The sequence below is a fragment of the Streptomyces sp. NPDC054932 genome, assembly GCF_053610205.1.
This window is the reverse complement of the sequence record NZ_JBSGXU010000057.1, coordinates 24,368-42,246: the sequence shown is the minus strand read 5'-3', so window position 1 is coordinate 42,246 and position 17,879 is coordinate 24,368. Positions and strand designations below refer to the sequence as shown.

The window sequence follows — 17,879 nt, the reverse complement described above, 5'->3', positions numbered from 1 at the left end:
GGCGGGGGGGGTTAGGGGGCGGGGCCGGGGGGGGGCCCGCCCCCCGCGGGTGGGGGCGGCGGGGCGCTGGGCGGCGGCGGGGGCGCGCCGCCTGCCCCCCCGCCGCGCCGCGTGGACCCTGCTGCCTGACGGGCCTTGCCGACCCTGGCTCCTGCGGATGCTTGGCAGTCTCATGGGGCAGCTCCTCGTGCGGTCCGGAACACGGACACAGCTCCTTGGCATGCTCCCGGCAAGATAGCGCTCCGGCGGGCCTCAGTGAAAGATGATGCTCGAAGTCGGCTTCCATCACGCATATTTGAGCATCCGGCAGCTGCCGACGGCGTCCGGTCGGACTGAGCGCCGCGCGGCAGTTCGCCCGGGGCGGGCCCGGCCGAACAGGCGTGGGCAGGACCGGAGTCGGGTGCTGTCGTGATCAGCCGGTCACCCCGGCGGGAGCGGTGGGGTGACCGCCAGGACCGGTGGGGCCGGGGAGGACCAGCGGTGGCCGCAGGGGTCGAAGACCAGGACCACCGGCCGCCCCGGGCGCTGGCGCCAGGAGATGCGTTCCGGCGCGCCGTCGCACACCGGGCAGCAGGGCAGCGGGCGGGGTTCCGGCAGGCACTCGGGGGCGGCCGTGAGCGGCGTGGCGTGCGGATCGCGCATGGAGGCTCCCTGGTCGTGCGGTTGGACTGATCGCACTGTGCCACGGACGGGCCACTGTGCGCACGGGCGAATCGTCCAGTGTTCCGGCTGGTCAGAGGTGTGGTCCGCAGGAGGAATCCGGTCCTCTTGCGGGCACTTGGTGATCAACCGCTCCCGCTGCCGGCCTCCACCAGGCCCGATTCGTACGCCGCGATCACGGCCTGCGCGCGGTCGCGGACGCCCAGCTTGCCGAAGATGCCGGTGATGTGGTTCTTGACCGTGGAGACGCTGATGTCCAGTTCCGTGGCGATCTCGGCGTTGCCCCGGCCGGTGGCCATCAGCCGCCAGATCTCCAGCTCGCGCGGGGTGAGTTCGACCGGGTACTCGGCCGTCCACGATCGCGGCCGCGCGGTGGTCCGTACGTAGGCGGAGAGCAGCCTGCTGAGCAGCCGCGGTGCGACGGCGGCCTCGCCGGAATGCACGATGCGGACCGCGGCGATCAGCTCCTCCGGGGATATGTCCTTGGGCAGGAAGCCGTACGCGCCGGCGCGCAGGGCGGCGACCACGTACTCGTCCATGTCGAAGGTGCTGAGCGCCAGGACACGGGCCTCGGGGAGCGTGCGCGCGAGTTCCGCGGTGGCCTGGACCCCGTCGAGGACCGGCATGCGGATGTCCATCACGACCACGTCGGGCCGCACCTGCTGGGCGAGGGCCACGGCCCGGGCTCCGTCCTCGGCCTCGCCCACGACCTCGAACTCCGGGTCGGGACCCAGGATCAGGGCCAGGCCGCGCCGTACCAGCGGCTGGTCGTCGGCGATGAGTACACGGATCATCCGTGCCGTTCCTCTCTCTCGCCCTCGCCCGGGCCCGGGAGGGGTGCCGGGACAGGGACCGGGATACGGGCCGCCACCCGGAATCCGCCGCCGTCGAGGGCGGCGGCCTCCAGGGTTCCGCCCTGCAGGGCGACCCGCTCGTGCATACCGATCAGACCGTACCCGGAGCGCGCCGCGGGGCGGACGGCCGGTGCCTGCGCTCCCGGTCCGTCGTCCCGCACCTCCACGCCCACCTCGTCCCGGTCGTACGTGAGGCGTACGCGGGCCCGCGCCCCGCCCGCGTGCTTGCGGGTGTTGGTCAGGGCCTCCTGGACGATCCGGAAGACGGTGAGGCCCACGGTCGGCGGCAGCGGGCGGACCGGGCCGTCCACGGTGAACTCGGTCTCCGTCCCGGCCAGCCGGGACTCGGTGATGATCCGCGCGAGGTCATCGGCTCCGGGCTGCGGCGCGGGCGGGGTCTCTTCCGGTTCCTCCCCGGCCCGCAGCACGTCGAGGAGTTGGCGCATCTCGCGCAGCGCCATCCGCCCGGAGTCCTCCAGGGTGACGAGGGCCTCCCGGGACGCCTCCGGGTCGTAGGCCAGGTTGGCCCGCGCCCCGCCGGCCATCAGCTGCATGGTGGTGATGTGGTGGGCGACGATGTCGTGCAGTTCGCGGGCGATCCGGCGGCGTTCCTCGGCCACCGCCCGGTCGGCGAGCAGCAGCCGCCGGGTCTCCGCCTCCCGCTGCCGGTGCTTGACGACGCAGGCCGCGGTGACGCAGATGAGAGCGGCGGTCGCGTTTCCGGCCAGGCCCCACCAGCCGAAGGGCAGCGGCCAGCCGCTCTGGCCGGCGGAGACGAGCGGTACGGCGGCGGCCACCGTCACGGCGACCACGGCGGGGCGGCTCGTCCGGGCCACCGAGTAGAGGGCGATCGTCAGGCTGAGGGTGAAGTGGGGGGCCAGCGGAGCGGCCATGTTCACCAGGGTGCCGAGGGCCAGCACGACGGCGAGTACCGGAACGGGGCTGACGCGCCGGGCGAGCAGGGCCATCGCCGAGACCACCAGCAGGGCGGCCGCGGTCACGCTCAGACTGCCGCCCTCGGTGAGGGTCCCGAGGGAGAAGCCGACGAGGTCGGTGGCGCCGGCCGCCACCGCCACGAGTGCGTCGTTGCGCGTCCACGGACCCCGGTCCGCATCCGCATCCGTGTCCGTGTCCGCAGCCGTGTTCGTGCCCACACCCATGCCCGCCCCCATGCCCGCCCCCATGCCCGCCCCCATGCCCGCCCCGATGCCCGGCCCGATGCCCGGCCGATGCCGCCGGTCCTCCTCCGAGGTGATCCATTCTGGCACCGGCCGTCTCCCGTGCCACCCGACCGAGGTCGGGACCCGTACCAGGACCACGGTCCTGGTCGGCGCGGGCGCCCGGACCCTGGTCCCGGGGTGCGGATCCTCCCCCGACCTGACGCTTCGCCCGTTCGCTCCTGATGGTCTGGAGTCGGGCCGGGAACCCCCGACCCGCACCGCACAGACCGGAGGAAACCAGTGATCCGCGCCCTGACCGGATTCTCGACGAGAAGTCCGTGGAAGGTGATCGCCCTGTGGGCGGTCCTGGGACTGGCCGCGGCCGTCCTCGGCCAGGCGTTCGTCTTCCGCGCCATTCAGACCGGCAGCGGCGGGTTCCTGCCGGCGCACTACGACTCGGCGGCCGCTCTGAAGATCGCCGAGGAGCGGTTCGGGGCGAAGCCGGACGCCAACCTCCTGACCGTGCTGGTGGCCCGGTCGGACGGCGCGCCGCTCACGGCCGCCGACGAGCAGCGCATCGACGCGCAGGCCGCCCGGTTGTCCCGGCAGCGGGTGGTCATGCCCAGGACCGAGGAGACTCCGCCCCTGGCTCAGGACCACTCGCAGATCCCCCGGGTCAGCCCGGCGATGACCGCGCCCGACCGTTCCTTCCGGCTGCTGTCCGTCGAACTGACCGGGAACGCCGCCGATCCCGGCGTGCAGGACACCTACCGGACCTTCCGGGACTCCGCCCGGGACGCTCTCGCCGATGAGGGCCTGCGCACCGGCTTCACGGGCGGCATCGCCGACCGCGTGGACACCGCGGACGCCGAGAAGACCAGGTCGGTGGTCGTCGGCATCATCATGCTCGGGGTCATCGTCCTGCTGCACGTACTCGTCTTCCGCAGCGCCCTGGCGGCCCTGCTGCCGCTGCTCGCGGTCACCGTCATCGGCGGCGCCGCGGCGGGCGTGGTGGTCGGCGCCGCGCTGCTGACCGGGACCGGTCTGTCCGAATCCACGCCGAGTCTGATCAGTGTGGTGCTGATGGGCATTGGAATCGACTACTTCCTTTTCCTCCTCTTCCGCTTCCGGGAGCAGCTGCGCGAACACCCCGAGCAGTCCGGGCGCGAGGCCGCCGCCCTGGTCGCCGGACGGGTGGGTACGGCCATCACCTCCGCGGCCCTGACCATCGTCGCCGCGTTCGCCACGCTCGGGGTCGCCTCCTTCGGCCAGTTCAGGGTCCTCGGGCCGGCCATCGCGCTGTCCGTCCTGGTGATGCTGCTGGGCAGCCTGACCCTGATGCCGGCCCTGCTGGCGGTCACCGGCCGCAGGATGTTCTGGCCCTCCCGGGACCTGAAGAGCGCGCCCCGCGCCGGTTCCGCCGCGAGGATGGGCGACCGTGTGGCACGCCGGCCGGTCGCACTGGTCCTGGCCTCGGTGGCCCTGCTCGGCGCCCTGGCGGCCGGGGTCGTGGGGATCCGCATGGACTACGGGCAGAGCGGTGGGGGCGGGGAGCACACCGCCGCCGTGGCCACCGCGGCCGAGATATCCGGCGCGATGCCGGCCGGCGTGTCGGATCCGACCAGCGTCTTCGTCACCGCCTCCGACGGCGCCGCCCTGACCGCCGAACGGCTCGGCGGGCTGTCCACGGCGCTCGCCCGGGTCAACGGCGTGGGCCAGGTCGCGGACACCGTGCTGACCGGGGACCGGCGGGCCGCGCGGATCGACCTGTTCCTGACGGCCGACCCCCAGCGCCAGGAGGCGCGCGATCTGGTGACGGGCCCGGTCAGGGCCACGGTCGCGGAACACACACCCGCCGGTACGGAGGCACACGTGGGCGGCACGGCGGCGATCTTCGCCGACATCGCGACCGCCGTGGACAAGGACCTGGAGGTGGTCTTCCCGGTGGCGGCGGCTCTGATCGGACTGATCCTGCTGGCACTGCTGCGCAGTCTGCTCGCGCCGGTGATCCTGCTGGCCTCGGTCGGGCTCGGCTTCGCCGCCACCCTCGGCGCCTCGACCCTGGTGTTCCAGCACGCCCTGGACCGGCCCGGGGTGGACTTCACGCTGCCGCTCGTGCTGTTCCTGTTCGTGGTCGCGCTGGGCACCGACTACAACATCCTGATGAGCGACCGGATCCGGGAGGAGATGGCACGGCCCGGTCCGGCCCGCGCCGCGGTGGGCCGCGCCGTGCGCCACACGGCGCCCGCCATCGCCACGGCGGGCCTGGTGCTGGCCGCTTCCTTCGGGAGCCTGGCCGTCACCCCGGCCCCGTCCACTCAGCAGATCGGCTTCGCGACGGCCCTCGGCATCATGCTCTCCGCCTTCGTCCTGTCGATCGTGCTGGTGCCCGCCCTGGCCACCCTGCTGGGCCGCTCCCTGTGGTGGCCGGTGCGCCCGCGCCGCTCCGGCGCGGACCGCGACGGCGACGCCGACGCCGGTGCGCAGCGGACCCCGCAGCGGGTCCTGGCCGGCTGAGCCGCCCCTGAGCACGGCGAAGGCGCCGCCGCGCGCAGGACCGTACGACGGTACGGGGCCCTGCATGCGGCGGCGCCTTCGGTGTCAGGCGAGCCGGTCGACCTCGGGGTGGTCCTCCAGCCAGGCGCGGACGGCCTGCTGCTCCTTGCCCTTCCCGGTCTCCTGGATCTTCGCCTCCAGGCCGGTCAGCTGCTGCTCGGTGAGCTTGAAGTCGCGCAGCCAGCGGGCGATCTCGGGCTCGTCGTCGCCGAAGCCCTTGCGGGCCAGCGTGTGGATGCCGTCGCCCTTGCCCCAGGCGCCCTCGGGGTCCTCCAGCTTGGTCAGCTCGTAGGAGGAGTAGGCCCAGTGCGGGGACCACAGCACGGCCACGACAGGCTCCTTCTTGTCGTAGGCCCGCTTGAGCTCGGCGAGCATGCCGGGGGTGGAGCCGTCGACGACCTGGTACTCGCCTTCGAGGCCGTACTCCTTCAGGACTTTGTCCTTGAGGATGGACATGGCTCCGGCGCTCGGCTCGATGCCGATGATGCGGCCCTTGAACCGGTCGGCCCTGCCCTTGAGGTCGGCGAGCGAGCGGATGTCCTTCATGTAGGCGGGCACGGACAGCTCCAGCGAAGTGGGGCCGTACCAGGAGCCGAGGTCCTCCAGCTTGTTCCCGTACTTCTCCCAGTACTGCGCGTGCGTGACGGGCAGCCAGGAGTCGGTCTGGAGGTCGATCTGGCCGCCGGCCAGGCCGGTGTAGAGGGCTCCGGCCTCCAGCTGGCGGGCGTCGACCTTGAAGCCGCGCCGCTCCAGGAGCTCCTTCCACAGGAACGTGGAGGCGATGCCCTCGTCCCAGGGGATGTATCCGACGGAGACCGTGCGGCCCTTGCCGATGTTCGCCGCACCGGCCGGTCCGTCCCCGGAGGCCGAGCCCCCGAAGGTGCTGAGACCGCCCGCCGTGAGGGCGAGCACCACGACTCCGGTGAGGGCATGGGCGGGCTGGGGGCGGTGGTTCCACACCTTGGCCGCGCCGGTGGCCGCGGCCCGCGCCTTGGCGAGGGCGCGCCGGCCGAGCGGGGAGACCTGGCGGCCGAGGGCGCCGGTCATCCGGTCGAGGTACATCGCCAGGATGACGATGGAGATGCCCGCCTCGAAGCCGAGGCCGATGTCCACGTTGCCGATGGCTCGGTACACGGCGCCGCCGAGCCCGCCGCCGCCGACCATGCCGGCGATGACGACCATGGACAGGCCGAGCATGATGACCTGGTTGATGCCCGCCATGATCGTCGGCAGGGCCAGCGGCAGCTGCACGCGGACGAGGGTGTCGCGCGGGGTGGTGCCGAAGGCATCGGCGGCCTCGACCAGTTCCGCGTCGACCTGGCGGATGCCGAGCTCGGTCATCCGTACGCCCGGCGGCAGCGAGAAGATGATGGTCGCGATGATGCCGGGCACGACGCCCACCCCGAAGAAGATGATCCCGGGGATGAGGTAGACCATGGCCGGCATGGTCTGCATGAAGTCCAGGACGGGCCGCAGGACGGCGCTGACCCGGTCGGATCTGGAGGCCCGGATGCCGAGCGGGATCGCGAAGACCAGTGTGACGAGGGTCGCGACCAGGACGAGGGAGAGCGTGGACATCGCGTCGGACCACAGGCCGACGGAGTCGATGAGCGCGAGGCCGGCGAAGGCCAGCAGGCCGGCGAGGAGCCCGCGCAGCCACCAGGCGCCGAGCGCGAGGATGCCCGCGAACAGCAGCGGGGCGGGGGCGGAGAGGACGGCGTCGATGCCGTCGTAGAGACCGGTGACGAGTGCGGTGATCGCGTCGAACAGCCAGGACAGGTGGCGCTGGAGGAAGTCGACACCACTGTCGACCCAGGCGCCGAGGTGCAGGCGGGGCATCAGGCGGCCACCTCCGCACAGGCCATCGGGGGCCGTTGTTCGTCACCGAGGAAGGCGATGAGCCGGTCCTGCGGAACGGAGCCGACGACGGCGCCCTGCGCGTCGGTGACGGCGACCGCGTGCGGGACCCGGGCGCTGACCGCGCACAGGTCGGCGAGCGGGGTGTCGCCGTGGACGGTCGGGCAGCCGCAGGCGTCGGCGTCCGCGTCGGGCACGTCCATGACGGCGTCGGCCGTGAGCACCCGCGAACGGTCGACGTCCTGGACGAAGGAGGCGACGTAGTCGTCGGCGGGCCGGGTGAGGATGTCCTCGGCGGTGCCCTGCTGGACGATGCGGCCGTCGCGCATGACGGCGATGCCGTCGCCGAGGCGCATGGCCTCGTTGAGGTCGTGGGTGATGAAGACGATGGTCTTCCTGAGGCGCCGCTGGAGCTCCAGCAGCTGGTCCTGCATGTCGCGGCGGATCAGCGGGTCGAGGGCGCTGAAGGACTCGTCCATCAGCAGGAGCTCGGCGTCGGTGGCCAGGGCGCGGGCGAGGCCGACCCGCTGCTGCATGCCGCCGGAGAGCTCGTCGGGCCAGGACTTCTCCCAGCCTTCCAGCCCGCACAGGGCGAGGGCCTCGGCGGCGCGCCGCTCGCGCTCGGGGCGGGGCACGCCCTGCACCTCGAGGCCGTAGCCGGCGTTCTCCAGCACGTTGCGGTGCGGGAACAGCGCGAAGTGCTGGAAGACCATGGAGATCTTCGTGGACCGTACGTGGCGCAGCTCGCGCGCGCTCAGCGCGGTGAGGTCCTGGCCGCCGAAGCGGATGCGTCCCGCGGTGGGCTCGAGCAGGCCGTTCAGCATGCGCAGCAGCGTGGACTTGCCCGATCCCGAAAGGCCCATGATCACGAAGATCTGGCCGGGCTGGACGTCGAAGGAGGCGTCGATCACGGCGGCAGTGGTCCCGTCGGCGCGCAACTCGTCGCGGCCTGCGCCGCCTTCGAGCGCGCGGACCGCTGCCGCGCTGTCGGCGGGACGCCTCCCGAACACCTTGTAGACGTGCTCGGCCTGGAGCGTGGACACATACACCTCACGGGTCGTACCAAGAACGGCGCGCGCCGGCGGACCGGCGGGCCGTGGAGCGGGACGGGATCTGCCCGTGTGCGCCCCGACTCCGGCACGAACGACCGGAGGACGTGGTTCCGCTCCAGCAGCGCCGATGCCCCTCATTCACCCGAGCAAACGCCGGGGTGATCCTCCTCACGTACGGGGTACGGGAGTCCCGTACGCGGGTCCGTGCGCCGGACCCGGAGGCCGCGGGCGGCCCCGGGCGGGTATGCCCGCCCCCCAGTGGCGAGTTGGGGCCGGAACCCGGCGGCCTGCGCACCGGCCGGGCCCGGCGCGCCGCCGCCCGGGGTGTGGCCGAGCCCACAGCGCGCGTCCGGCCTAGATGATGCGGAAGCCGGTGGCCGCGTGGTCGCGGTGGAAGGTGAGGCGGTCCCAGGTGGGGAAGGCCAGGTCGGTGACGGCCAGCAGTCGGCCGGAGGTGTCGTGCAGGGTGCGGCGCACGGTCAGACCGCAGGCGGGGGCCGCGGCGTGCGGGCGGGTGACGCGGGTCACGGTCAGGGTCTCGGTGACCCTGCCGCCCGCCGCGGCGCGGTCGAGCCAGCGGTGCAGGGCGGTCAGCTCCGGTTCGCGGACGGCCGCGGCCCGGTTCCGGAAGGCCTCCAGTTCGGGGCTCCGGGCGACGGCTCCGGGACTGAAGTAGGTGACGGCGTGCCGGAGGGTCTCCCCGGCCGGGCCGCGTTCGCGTTGGTGGTGGACCAGGGTGCTGTCCCCGCCGGCCATGCCGAGCAGCGCGGCGAGCGAGGGCGGGACGGTGACGAGCGTGAGCCGGCTCCGGGTCGAGGCCGGCGAGGAGGACGCGGCCACCGGCTCGGCCGCGGCGGAGGGTGCCGCGGCCGGGGCGGCGAAGGCGGCGGGGCGGGTGCCGCGGCGGCCGGTGACGACGAGGCCGTCCTCGCGCAGGTGCTGGAGGGCTGCCCTGATGGTCTGCCGGTTGACCTGGTAGCGGGCGGCGAGACTGCGCTCGGAGGGCAGTCTGCCGCCGGGGGTGTGCGCGGCGCGGTCGAGATCGCGGCGCAGGGCTGCGGCGATCCACTGGTACTTGGGCATGGCGGCCTGGCCGCCGCCCCGCGAAGGGGAGGGCATGGCTTCTCCTCTGACGGGTGGTCAAGGACTGCGCGGTCTGCCCGACCAAACTAGCATTGGTCTATACCTTTCAGTGAGGGGTGACCGGGTGACGCCGACCGCCTTGGCCGATTCCCCACCCACGCCCCACCGGACCTACCCGCGCAGCGGATTCGGCAGCGGCAGGTACCGGGCGTCCGCGCCGTCCGCCCTCGTCCAGCGCAGCAGCAGGTTGGTCTTGCCCGGCAGGGTCTCGGCGGCGAGCAGGTCCGCGATCTCGGGGAGCCCGCAGCTGGCCCCGTGGCGCAGGAACTCCTCCCGTGCGGCCGGCCACAGGAGAGACGAGATGTCCGGATACCGTCCGGCCAGCGCCCCCGCGATCTCCATCAGGTTGTTGACCACCAGGCAGTAGACCAGGCGCTGCCAGGCATCCGCCCGCGGCAGGTCCGGCAGCAGCTTGACTCCCTCCGCGTCCCGGAAGAGGGCCTGCACCGGCAGGCCCGAGGCGTCGACGGCGACCAGGGTGTTCTGGAGGTGGGCCTCCAGCACGATGCCGTGCCGGGCGAACAGTTCCAGCACCGGCGGCACGACCTGGCGCAGGTAGGCCCGCCACCACCGGACCGGGTCGGTGGCCCCGGCCGGCGGACTTCCGGGATAGCCCTCGGCGAGCGCGGCCGCCAGCAGCGGTGTGGCCCCGGGGACGGTGTGGGCGTGCAGGCCGTCGCGGACCAGGACCGCGAGCTCCTCGAAGGCGAAGGCGGCGGTGCGGTAGCCGCGGTCGGCGAGCCAGGCCGCCGTCCCGCCCGCCCGGCGCAGGGCGGCGAAACCGGCCTCGACGGCCGCGTCCGTGCGGCGCAGCTTCAGCAGGTCGTGGCGCCACAGCCGGCGCACGTCGTTGGTGATCCGGACGTCGAGGCTGAACTTCACGAAGAGGTCGGCCGCCGGCCGCGGTACGTAGAGGCTCCGGATCGAGGCGGTCGGCCAGACCGGCCGGCGGCTCTCGCCCAGTCGCAGCAGCCGCCCGTCGGCGAAGGCCTCGCGCACCGCGGGCCGGTCGCCGATCAGCTCGAGCTGCCAGGGGTGGGCGGGCAGCAGCCGGTATCCGGCGGGAGCGCGCGGCCCGTCGAGGGCGTCGGCGAGCGAGTCGATCGCGTCGGAGGCTGCCGGGCCGCCCTCCTCGGCGGTCTCTTCCTCGCGCACCCCGAGGAAGACGAGCGGGAATCGGGCATGGGCCTCGGGCGCGTACGGCAGCCAGGTACCGGCCGGCGCCCCGCCGCGGGCCTTGGGGGCGGGGTGGTGCGGGTGGCCCATCACCAGGGACTGCTCGGAGAGCAGGTACGGGTCGGCCGGAGGTTCGGCGGCGGCCCGGGCGGTCAGCAGCGCGGCGATCGCGTCCCGGCTGTCGGTGATCTCGACGGGGAGTTCGTCGTTGGGGACGCCGGTGAACCGGCCGAGTTCGTCGGAGACGAGTTTGGCCAGTTCGGCGTGGCTGAGCGGGTGCCAGGCGTCCGCCGTGCGCAGTTCCGGGAGTGCGGGGCGGCGCCCGCCGCGCACCCGGAGCAGCCGCCCGGTGCCGCGCAGCCGGTGGACGCGCACACCGGTTCCCGCGTCCGCTCCGGGCCCGTCCGCAGGCCGGTCCCGGCCGTCCTGCCCGTGCGGCCCGCCCGTGGTGACGGGGTCGGCCGCCTCCCTGAGCAGGCAGTTCAGGAGAGGGGCGGCGGCGTACGCGTCGGCGGCGGCGTTGAGGTCCACTGATTCCATTCGGTCCATCCGGTGCGCCGGAGGTTCGCAGGGCGTAACCACCAGCCGTGATCTTCGGTATCCGCAATCATTACTTGATCATCCCGTAAAGCGATATTCCGATGCCGGAGCCTGCGCATGCATCCTTCCCCCTCCGCGGCCGAAGAGGCCGTCGCCGCCGAACTGGCCGACGTACGACCGTCGCTCGGACCCTCGTACGCCGACGCGCTCGACGGTGCCCGGGCGGCCGTGCTGACCCGGCTCTGGCGGGCCCTCGCCTTCGAACCGCTGCCCTGGATCGCGGGCCGGGAGCAGGGGCCGGACGGCCTGGCGCTGCTGCTGTCCGGGGGCCGCCGGCTGGAGGGTCCGCTGCCGGATCCGTACGCGACCGGGACGTACGTGAACGAACTGCTGCTCGACGGCAGGCCCTACCGGCAGGCCGCGCGGCTGGTGACGGCCCTCGGGGTGCCGCACGGCGAGCAGTTCGCCACCGAGCTGGACGCCTGCACGGCCTCCCTCGCGCTCTCCCGGGCCGGTCAGCCGCCCGCCGGCGAGGACACCGCCCCGCAGAGCACTTGGGAGTGGGAGCAGCGGGTCGTCGACGGCCACCCCTACCACCCGAACTGCCGTTCCCGGCCCGGCTTCTCGGTGGCCGAGCAGCTGGCGTACGCGCCCGAGCACCGGCCGGTGGTGGAGCTCGGGCTGGTCGCCGTACGGGCCGAGGAGTGCCTGGTCACCGGCGACTGGCCGGAGGCGATGCGGGATCGGGGACGGATCCTGCTTCCGGTGCATCCGTGGCAGGCGGCGCACGTCCTCAAGCACGAGCGGGTGCGGCCCGGCTTCGCGGCGCACCCGTTGATGGCCCTGCGCACCCTGGCCCCCGCCGACGGCGGGGCGCACGTGAAGACCGCGCTGAGCGCGCGGCTGACCTCGTCCGTGCGGGACATCTCCGTCTACTCCATCGAGACCGCGGCGGCCGTGTCCGCCTTCGCGCAGGGCCTGGCCGAGCGGCTCGACGGCCGGCTGCACATCACCCGCACGCTGGGCGCGGCGACCGCGCACAGCCCCGACCTGGCGGCCGTGCTGCGCGAGCCGCCGGAGGCGTACGCGGACGCCGCTGCCGGTGAGCGGGTGCTGCCGGTCGCGGCCCTGGCCTCGTACGCCCCCGCGCGCTCGGCGGCCTGGCGTGCCGAGTTCGCCCGGCTCGCGCTCTCGGTGTGCCTGCGGGTGCTGGAGCTCGGGGTGGCGCTGGAGGCCCACGGCCAGAACCTCCTCGTCGTCCTGTCCCCCACCGGCGCCCCGCTCCGCCTGGTCTACCGCGACCTCGCCGACATCCGGATCAGCCCGGCCCGGCTGGCCCGGCACGGCCTGCCGGTGCCGCCGCTGTCCGGCAGGCTGGTCACCGACGACGTGACCGTCCTGCGGCGCAAGTTGTTCGGGTCCCTGCTGACGGGGGCGCTCGGCGCCACGGCGGGCTCGGCCGGGGCCTTCGCCGAGGCGCTCGCGGAGGTGACCGCCCTGCCGGCCACCGCGGACACCGGGGCGCTGCTGGCCGGGACTCTGCCCACCAAGGCGCTCACCCTGATGCGGCTGAGCCCCGGAGTTGCGGGCGATCAGTGGGCGGAACTGCCCAATCCGCTGATCGTAGGGTGAGCGGGAGCACCCTGTCGGGTTCCCCCCGGAGGGATTCTGGAGGCTACTGTTCAGGGGCATGACAGAGACCTCGTACCTCAGCTCCGTACGGGCGTCCTACGACGCCGTCGCCGTCGACTACGCGCGGCTGCTCGGCTCCGAACTGGCCGGGAAGCCGCTGGACCGGGCCATGCTGGCCGCCTTCGCCGAGTACGTGCGGGACGACGCGGGCGGTGGTGGCCGGGCGGTGGCCGACCTGGGCTGCGGTCCCGGCCGGGTGACGGCGCATCTGGACGGCCTCGGGGTACGGGCCTTCGGCGTCGACCTGTCCCCGGCGATGGTGGCGGTGGCTCGCCGGACCTATCCGGGGCTGCGGTTCGAGGTGGGGTCGATGACCGCCCTGGACGTGGCCGACGGAGTGCTCGGCGGGGTACTGGCCTGGTACTCGACCGTGCACACCCCGCCCTCGGGGCTGCCCGCGGTGTTCGCGGAGGCCGCCCGGGTGCTGGCGCCTGGCGGCCACCTCCTGATCGCCTTCAGGGCGGGCGACGAGAGGATCCGGCTGGACCACGCGTACGGGCATCCGGTCGAGCTCGACGTGTACCGGACGCCGCCCGAGCTGATCGCCGGGCTGCTGGCCGGGGCCGGACTGACCGAGGTCGCCCGGCTGGTCCGCGGGGCGGGCCCCGACGAACAGTCCCCCCAGGGCTTCCTGCTGGCCCGCAAGGAGTAGATGGTTCGCGCCGGGCTCCTGCGCTCACCAGCGCAGCGGCAGCCGGGTCACGCCCCGCATCAGGTTGCCCGGGAGCCAGTCGGGCGGGCCCGCGTCCGGGTCCTCGGCGAGGTCCGGGAAGCGCTCCAGCAGGGACCGGACCGCGATGCGGCCCTCCACGCGGGCGAGCGGGGCGCCGAGGCAGAAGTGGATGCCGTGCCCGAAGGCGAGGTGGCCCGGGCCGGTGCGGCGGATGTCGAAGACGTCCGGGCCGGGCTGCGCGAAGCGTGCCGGATCGCGGTCCGCCGCGGCGAGGGCGACCAGGACCGAGGAGCCGGCCGCTATGGCGGCGCCGCCCAGCTCCAGGTCGGCGGCTGCGAAACGGTACGTGGCGTGCTGTACCGGGCCGTCGTAGCGCAGCATCTCCTCCACCGCGCCGTCGATCAGCCCGTCCGGATCGGCGCGCAGCGCGGCGAGCTGCCCGGGGTGCGCGAGCAGGGCCCGTACGCCGTTGCCGATCAGGTTGACGGTGGTCTCGTGGCCCGCGACCAGCAGCAGGAAGGCCATCCCGATCAGTTCGTCCGGGGAGAGCCGGCCGCCATCCTCGTCCCGGGTCCGGATCAGGGCGCTGAGCAGGTCCTCGCCGGGGTCCTCGGCCTTGGCCGCGACGAGTTCGTAGAGGTACGCGGTCATCTCCTCCAGGGCCCGGGGCTCCGCGCCGACGCCGTTCATCGGGGCGACGATCTCGCCCGACCAGTAGCGGAACCGGTGCCGGTCCAGGCCGGGCACGCCGAGGAGTTCACAGATGACGGTCATCGGCAGCGGTACGGCGAAGGAGGCGATCAGGTCGGCCCGGCGGTCGGGCCGGGCCGCCATCTCGTCGAGCAGCTCGTCGGTGATCCGCTGGACACGGGGGCGCAGGGACTCCACCCGGCGGGAGGTGAACTCGCGGGCCACCAGGCGGCGCAGCCGGGTGTGGTGGGGCGGATCCGTGTCCAGCATGCTGGTGGCGACGGCGTGGGCGGGCGTGTCCGCGAACAGTTCGGAGCCGAGCCAGTTCTTCGACAGCGCCGGGTGGGTCAGGGCCTGCCGGGCCTCCTCGTGGCCGACGACCAGCCAGGTGCGTTCGCCGCCCAGCACCAGTTGGTGCACGGGCCCGGCGGTGCGCAGCGCGTCGTAGAAGGGGTACGGGTCGGCATTGAACCGGTCGGCGTGCGTACTGAGATCCACGAGAGCCATGGGGGCAGCGTACGGCGGCCGTTCACCCGTCGAGAGATGATTTCCGGTACGGATGTCGCGCCAATGGAACCGTTTCCGCTGTGCGCCGTTCAGGGGGCAACCCGGTGTGCGTGGGACCTGCCTGCACGGCTATCGGCCCGGGCGGTGGCAGGAAGGAGGTATGAGCCTCAATCGCCGCCAACTCCTCGGCAGCGCTGCCGCGGCGGTCCTCACCGGCGTCGGAGCGGCGTCCCGGACCCCGGACTACGGCGCCCTGGGCCGCGGGATCGACGGGCGCGTGGTGCTCCCCGGGGACCGGGACTACGCCGAGGCCCGCCGGCTGTTCCAGCCGCGCTACGACGCCGTCGCCCCGGCCGCGGTGGCCTATCCCGCGCACGCTGCGGACGTGGCCGTCTGCCTGGACTTCGCCCGCCGCTCGGCCGTGCCCGTGGTCCCGCGCGGCGGCGGGCACAGCTACGCCGGCTGGTCCACCCGCTCCGCCGGGCTGGTCGTCGACACCTCGGCCATGGCGGCGGTGACGGTCGAGGGCGACGGCGTACGGATCGGCGCGGGGGCCCGGCTCGGGAACGTGCACGCGGCCCTCGCCGGGCGGGGGCGGTCCGTCCCGACCGGGCTGTGTCCCTCCGTCGGCATCGCCGGGCTCACCCTCGGCGGCGGCCTCGGCCTGGCCTCCCGCGCCCACGGCACCACCGCCGACCGGCTCACCGGGGCCCGGGTGGTCACGCCCGACGGGATCGTCCGCGAGGTCTCCGCCGACCGGGAGCCGGAGCTCTTCTGGGCCCTGCGCGGCGGTGGGGGCGGCAACTTCGGCGTCGTCACCGAGTTCCGCTTCGCGGCGCACCCGGTCGGCGACTGCGCCTTCGCCGAACTCCACTGGCCCGCCGGGGATTCCGCGGCGGTGCTGCGCGGCTGGCAGCACTGGCTGGCCGGGCTGCCGGACCCGTTCTGGAGCCAGGTGGAATTCACCGTCGGGGCCGGATCCGGGGCGGGGGCCGGGGCGCCGGCGGTGCGGGTGGTGTGCCTCGACGGGCGGCACGAGCTGGAGGCGCAGCTCACCCGGCTGTCGGACCTGGTCGGCGGGGCGCCGCGGGACAGCTGGATCACCGTACGCAGCCACGAGGACACCGTCCGGGCCATGTCCGGCTGCGCGGAGCTGAGCCCCGCACAGTGCCGGCTGCCGGGCGCCCTGCCCGGCCGGGATCCGCAGGGGCGGCTCGGCCGGGACTCGTATGCCGCCCGGTCCGATTTCTGGGCGGGCGGCGGACTGCCGGACGCGGCGATCGGCGCGGTCCTGGACGCCGTGCGGCGGTACGGGACGAGTGTCGCCCGGGGAGGTCTGGGCGTGGTGCAGTTCGACGGGGTGTGCGGCGGCGCCGTGAACCGGGTGGCGCCCGGCAGCACCGCCTTCGTGCACCGCGACAGCGCCTTCCTCGCCCAGTACCTCGCCTACTGGCCCGATTCCGCACCGGCCGCCGAGGTGGCCCGGCACCAGGGCTGGCTCGACGGGCTCTGGCAGGACCTGCGCCCCTGGGCGAGCGGACGCGCCTACCAGAACTACACCGACCCGAAGCTCACCGGCTGGCGCGAGGCCTACTACGGCCCGAACCTCGCCCGCCTGCAGGAGGTCCGGCGTGCCTACGACCCGGACCGGCTCTTCCGTTTCCCCCAGGCCGTTTAGGGAGTGTCCGGCATGCGACGTACGTTGACGATGGCCGCGGTGACGGCCGCCCTGCTGGTACCCGGAGGGGCGCTGCCGGTGGCCGAGGCCGGGAGCGCGGCCGCCCCGGTGGCCGTCGGCCGCTGGTCGGCGCGCGAGGCCCAGTCCTTCTGGACCGCCGAACGCATGGCCTCCGCCGCCCCGTTGCCGCCCGTGCCTCCCGAGCTCGTGGATCCCGTGCCGCCGCAGCCGCCCGTGCTGCCCGAACCGGTTCAAGGCGCCACGCCGGATTCGACCCCGGCCCCGCCGGTGCCGGCCACCACACCGCCACCGACGCCGTTGCCGTTGCCGAGTGCGACGCCCACGCCCACTCCCACGCCCAAGCCCCTTCCCGCGCCCACGCGCACGCCATCGGCTCCGGCGCCGCTTCCGGCCCCGGCGCCCCCGGTCGTTCCGCGGCTGCCGGCCCTCACCCCCGGCATCGGGCAGAACTTCGACGGCGTCCCGGTCGCCGGCCGGATGTTCCTCGTCAAGGGCGGCGGCTCCTACTTCTGCTCCGCGAGCGTGGTCTCCTCCCCCGGCCGCAATCTCGTGCTCACCGCGGCGCACTGCCTGCTCGGTTCCGACACACAGCAAGTGGCCTTCGTGCCGAAGTACACGAAGGCCAAACCGCAGCCGTACGGCATGTTCCCGGTCCTGCGGGACGCGGGCGGCCGCTCCAGGATCTGGATCGACCCGCGCTACCGGTCCCAGGGTGTCGACCGCGCGGCCACCCTCGACGTGGCCTTCGCCCAGGTGGGGCCGGACGCCCGCGGCTTCCCGGTGGAGGCGGTGGTCGGCGGGAACCGGCTGGTGACCGGCGCCGGTTACGCGCACGCCCGGGTCACCCTGATCGGCTATCCGGCCTCCGCCGCCCGGCCGCGCCTGTGCGCCAACCGGACGACGAAGTTCACCAGTGCCGACGCCCGGATCCCGGGGTCGTTCCTGCGGATCGACTGCACCGGCTATCCCGGCGGGACCAGCGGCGGCCCGTTCCTGACCCGCTACGACGCGCGCACCGGAACCGGTGACGTGGTGGGGGTGATCGGCGGCTGGAAGACGGGCGGGGACAAGACCGACACCTCCTACAGCTCCTACTTCGGCGCGGACATCAGGAAGTTGTACGAGAAGGCGGTTGCCGGGGCGAAAGCGGTTGCCGGGACGAGGGCGGTTGCCGGGGTGAAGGCGGCCCGGTGAGCACCCGCACCCAGCGGGTCCGGCGCGGATTGCCGACCGTACGCGGGGTCGCCGGCACCCCGTCGCCGGTCAGCGCGTCGGCGGGCGCGAGCCCGAGGCGGCGGCGCAGGTCGGCGAGGGCCGCGTGGACGGGCGCGAGGACGACCTGGGCGCCCGGGTCGACGGATGCGAGGGCGTGCGCGGTGGTCTCGATCGCCTCGGCGGCGTCCTCCGCCGCGGTCCGGCTCCACCCCCCGGGTGCGCCGGGGCCCCAGGGGGCGATGGTGTCGTAGAGATGGCAGGCGGCATCGGCCACGGCGTCGGCCCGTTCCCCGACACCCGGCGCCGCGATGGTCGGCAGTTCCATGCCGGGTCAACGAGCCGATGCCGCCCGGGGTACGAGCGGGCGTCCCCGGGGTACGAGGCGAGCCCCGGCCCCACGCGGCG

The 17,879-nt window shown here is 74.2% G+C and carries 14 protein-coding genes; 5 read left to right on the top strand and 9 right to left on the bottom strand.

The window, feature by feature from the left end:
- Positions 1-420 precede the first annotated feature (420 nt).
- The 3 genes from ACWGE1_RS17860 to ACWGE1_RS17850 form a co-directional block, all read right to left on the bottom strand.
- Positions 421-642 carry a hypothetical protein gene (locus ACWGE1_RS17860; protein WP_453421439.1) on the bottom strand — a complete coding sequence of 74 codons (222 nt, stop codon included), beginning with the start codon at positions 640-642 and terminating at the stop codon, positions 421-423.
- A 143-nt stretch (positions 643-785) separates the two neighbouring features.
- The gene (locus ACWGE1_RS17855; RefSeq protein WP_453421438.1) at positions 786-1,454 is read right to left on the bottom strand and encodes a response regulator; all 669 of its coding nucleotides are present in this window, start codon (positions 1,452-1,454) and stop codon (positions 786-788) included.
- Positions 1,451-2,782: a sensor histidine kinase gene (locus ACWGE1_RS17850; RefSeq protein ID WP_453421437.1), complete on the bottom strand. Its 1,332-nt coding sequence runs from the start codon at positions 2,780-2,782 to the stop codon at positions 1,451-1,453. The genes ACWGE1_RS17855 and ACWGE1_RS17850 overlap by 4 nt, the downstream gene beginning before the upstream one ends.
- Positions 2,783-2,974: 192 nt before the next feature.
- On the opposite strand from ACWGE1_RS17850, the gene ACWGE1_RS17845 reads away from it, so the two are divergent.
- Positions 2,975-5,191 carry an MMPL family transporter gene (locus tag ACWGE1_RS17845; protein WP_453421436.1) on the top strand — a complete coding sequence of 739 codons (2,217 nt, stop codon included), beginning with the start codon at positions 2,975-2,977 and terminating at the stop codon, positions 5,189-5,191.
- Between the two features lie 84 nt (positions 5,192-5,275).
- On the opposite strand, the gene ACWGE1_RS17840 is transcribed toward ACWGE1_RS17845, so the two are convergent.
- The 4 genes from ACWGE1_RS17840 to ACWGE1_RS17825 all read right to left on the bottom strand — a co-directional run bounded on the left by ACWGE1_RS17840 (position 5,276) and on the right by ACWGE1_RS17825 (position 11,007).
- Positions 5,276-7,069: an ABC transporter permease/substrate binding protein gene (locus ACWGE1_RS17840; protein ID WP_453421435.1), complete on the bottom strand. Its 1,794-nt coding sequence runs from the start codon at positions 7,067-7,069 to the stop codon at positions 5,276-5,278.
- Entirely contained in the window at positions 7,069-8,130 is a 1,062-nt protein-coding gene (locus tag ACWGE1_RS17835; protein WP_453421434.1) for a quaternary amine ABC transporter ATP-binding protein, read from the bottom strand. Before ACWGE1_RS17835 ends, ACWGE1_RS17840 begins: the two co-directional genes overlap by 1 nt.
- A 363-nt stretch (positions 8,131-8,493) precedes the next feature.
- The gene (locus ACWGE1_RS17830) at positions 8,494-9,258 is read right to left on the bottom strand and encodes a GntR family transcriptional regulator (protein ID WP_453421433.1); all 765 of its coding nucleotides are present in this window, start codon (positions 9,256-9,258) and stop codon (positions 8,494-8,496) included.
- 135 nt (positions 9,259-9,393) lie between these two features.
- On the bottom strand, positions 9,394-11,007 hold the full coding sequence (locus tag ACWGE1_RS17825; protein WP_453421432.1) for an IucA/IucC family protein: 1,614 nt from the start codon (positions 11,005-11,007) through the stop codon (positions 9,394-9,396).
- A 108-nt stretch (positions 11,008-11,115) separates the two neighbouring features.
- On the opposite strand from ACWGE1_RS17825, the gene ACWGE1_RS17820 reads away from it, so the two are divergent.
- Positions 11,116-12,630, top strand: a complete 1,515-nt coding sequence (locus ACWGE1_RS17820; RefSeq protein ID WP_453421431.1) for an IucA/IucC family protein — start codon at positions 11,116-11,118, stop codon at positions 12,628-12,630.
- Positions 12,631-12,688: 58 nt separating this feature from the next.
- Positions 12,689-13,342: a class I SAM-dependent DNA methyltransferase gene (locus ACWGE1_RS17815; RefSeq protein WP_453421430.1), complete on the top strand. Its 654-nt coding sequence runs from the start codon at positions 12,689-12,691 to the stop codon at positions 13,340-13,342.
- Between the two features lie 24 nt (positions 13,343-13,366).
- Here the strand turns inward: ACWGE1_RS17815 and ACWGE1_RS17810 are convergent, their stop codons facing one another.
- Complete coding sequence (locus ACWGE1_RS17810) at positions 13,367-14,560, bottom strand: cytochrome P450 family protein (RefSeq protein ID WP_453421429.1); 1,194 nt, start codon at positions 14,558-14,560, stop codon at positions 13,367-13,369.
- A gap of 160 nt (positions 14,561-14,720) precedes the next feature.
- Between ACWGE1_RS17810 and ACWGE1_RS17805 the strand changes: the two genes are divergently transcribed.
- Both ACWGE1_RS17805 and ACWGE1_RS17800 read left to right on the top strand, forming a co-directional pair.
- Entirely contained in the window at positions 14,721-16,238 is a 1,518-nt protein-coding gene (locus ACWGE1_RS17805; RefSeq protein WP_453421428.1) for an FAD-binding oxidoreductase, read from the top strand.
- A gap of 12 nt (positions 16,239-16,250) precedes the next feature.
- A complete protein-coding gene (locus ACWGE1_RS17800; RefSeq protein WP_453421427.1) occupies positions 16,251-17,453 on the top strand; it encodes a trypsin-like serine peptidase in 1,203 nt (400 codons plus the stop codon).
- Here the strand turns inward: ACWGE1_RS17800 and ACWGE1_RS17795 are convergent.
- Positions 17,368-17,799 (bottom strand): hypothetical protein, encoded by a 432-nt coding sequence (locus ACWGE1_RS17795; RefSeq protein WP_453421426.1) that lies wholly within the window; start codon positions 17,797-17,799, stop codon positions 17,368-17,370. The two genes, ACWGE1_RS17800 and ACWGE1_RS17795, sit on opposite strands and share 86 nt — an antisense overlap.
- Positions 17,800-17,879 lie beyond the last annotated feature (80 nt).

Bases quoted from the DNA above. Each gene is read 5' to 3' on its own strand.
- ACWGE1_RS17820 (WP_453421431.1), top strand. From the start codon at position 11,116: ATGCATCCTTCCCCCTCCGCGGCCGAAGAGGCCGTCGCCGCCGAACTG.
- ACWGE1_RS17855 (WP_453421438.1), bottom strand. From the start codon at position 1,454: ATGATCCGTGTACTCATCGCCGACGACCAGCCGCTGGTACGGCGCGGC.
- ACWGE1_RS17795 (WP_453421426.1), bottom strand. From the start codon at position 17,799: ATGGAACTGCCGACCATCGCGGCGCCGGGTGTCGGGGAACGGGCCGAC.
- ACWGE1_RS17830 (WP_453421433.1), bottom strand. From the start codon at position 9,258: ATGCCCTCCCCTTCGCGGGGCGGCGGCCAGGCCGCCATGCCCAAGTAC.
- ACWGE1_RS17860 (WP_453421439.1), bottom strand. From the start codon at position 642: ATGCGCGATCCGCACGCCACGCCGCTCACGGCCGCCCCCGAGTGCCTG.
- ACWGE1_RS17810 (WP_453421429.1), bottom strand. From the start codon at position 14,560: ATGGCTCTCGTGGATCTCAGTACGCACGCCGACCGGTTCAATGCCGAC.
- ACWGE1_RS17800 (WP_453421427.1), top strand. From the start codon at position 16,251: ATGCGACGTACGTTGACGATGGCCGCGGTGACGGCCGCCCTGCTGGTA.
- ACWGE1_RS17805 (WP_453421428.1), top strand. From the start codon at position 14,721: ATGAGCCTCAATCGCCGCCAACTCCTCGGCAGCGCTGCCGCGGCGGTC.
- ACWGE1_RS17815 (WP_453421430.1), top strand. From the start codon at position 12,689: ATGACAGAGACCTCGTACCTCAGCTCCGTACGGGCGTCCTACGACGCC.
- ACWGE1_RS17825 (WP_453421432.1), bottom strand. From the start codon at position 11,007: ATGGACCGAATGGAATCAGTGGACCTCAACGCCGCCGCCGACGCGTAC.
- ACWGE1_RS17840 (WP_453421435.1), bottom strand. From the start codon at position 7,069: ATGCCCCGCCTGCACCTCGGCGCCTGGGTCGACAGTGGTGTCGACTTC.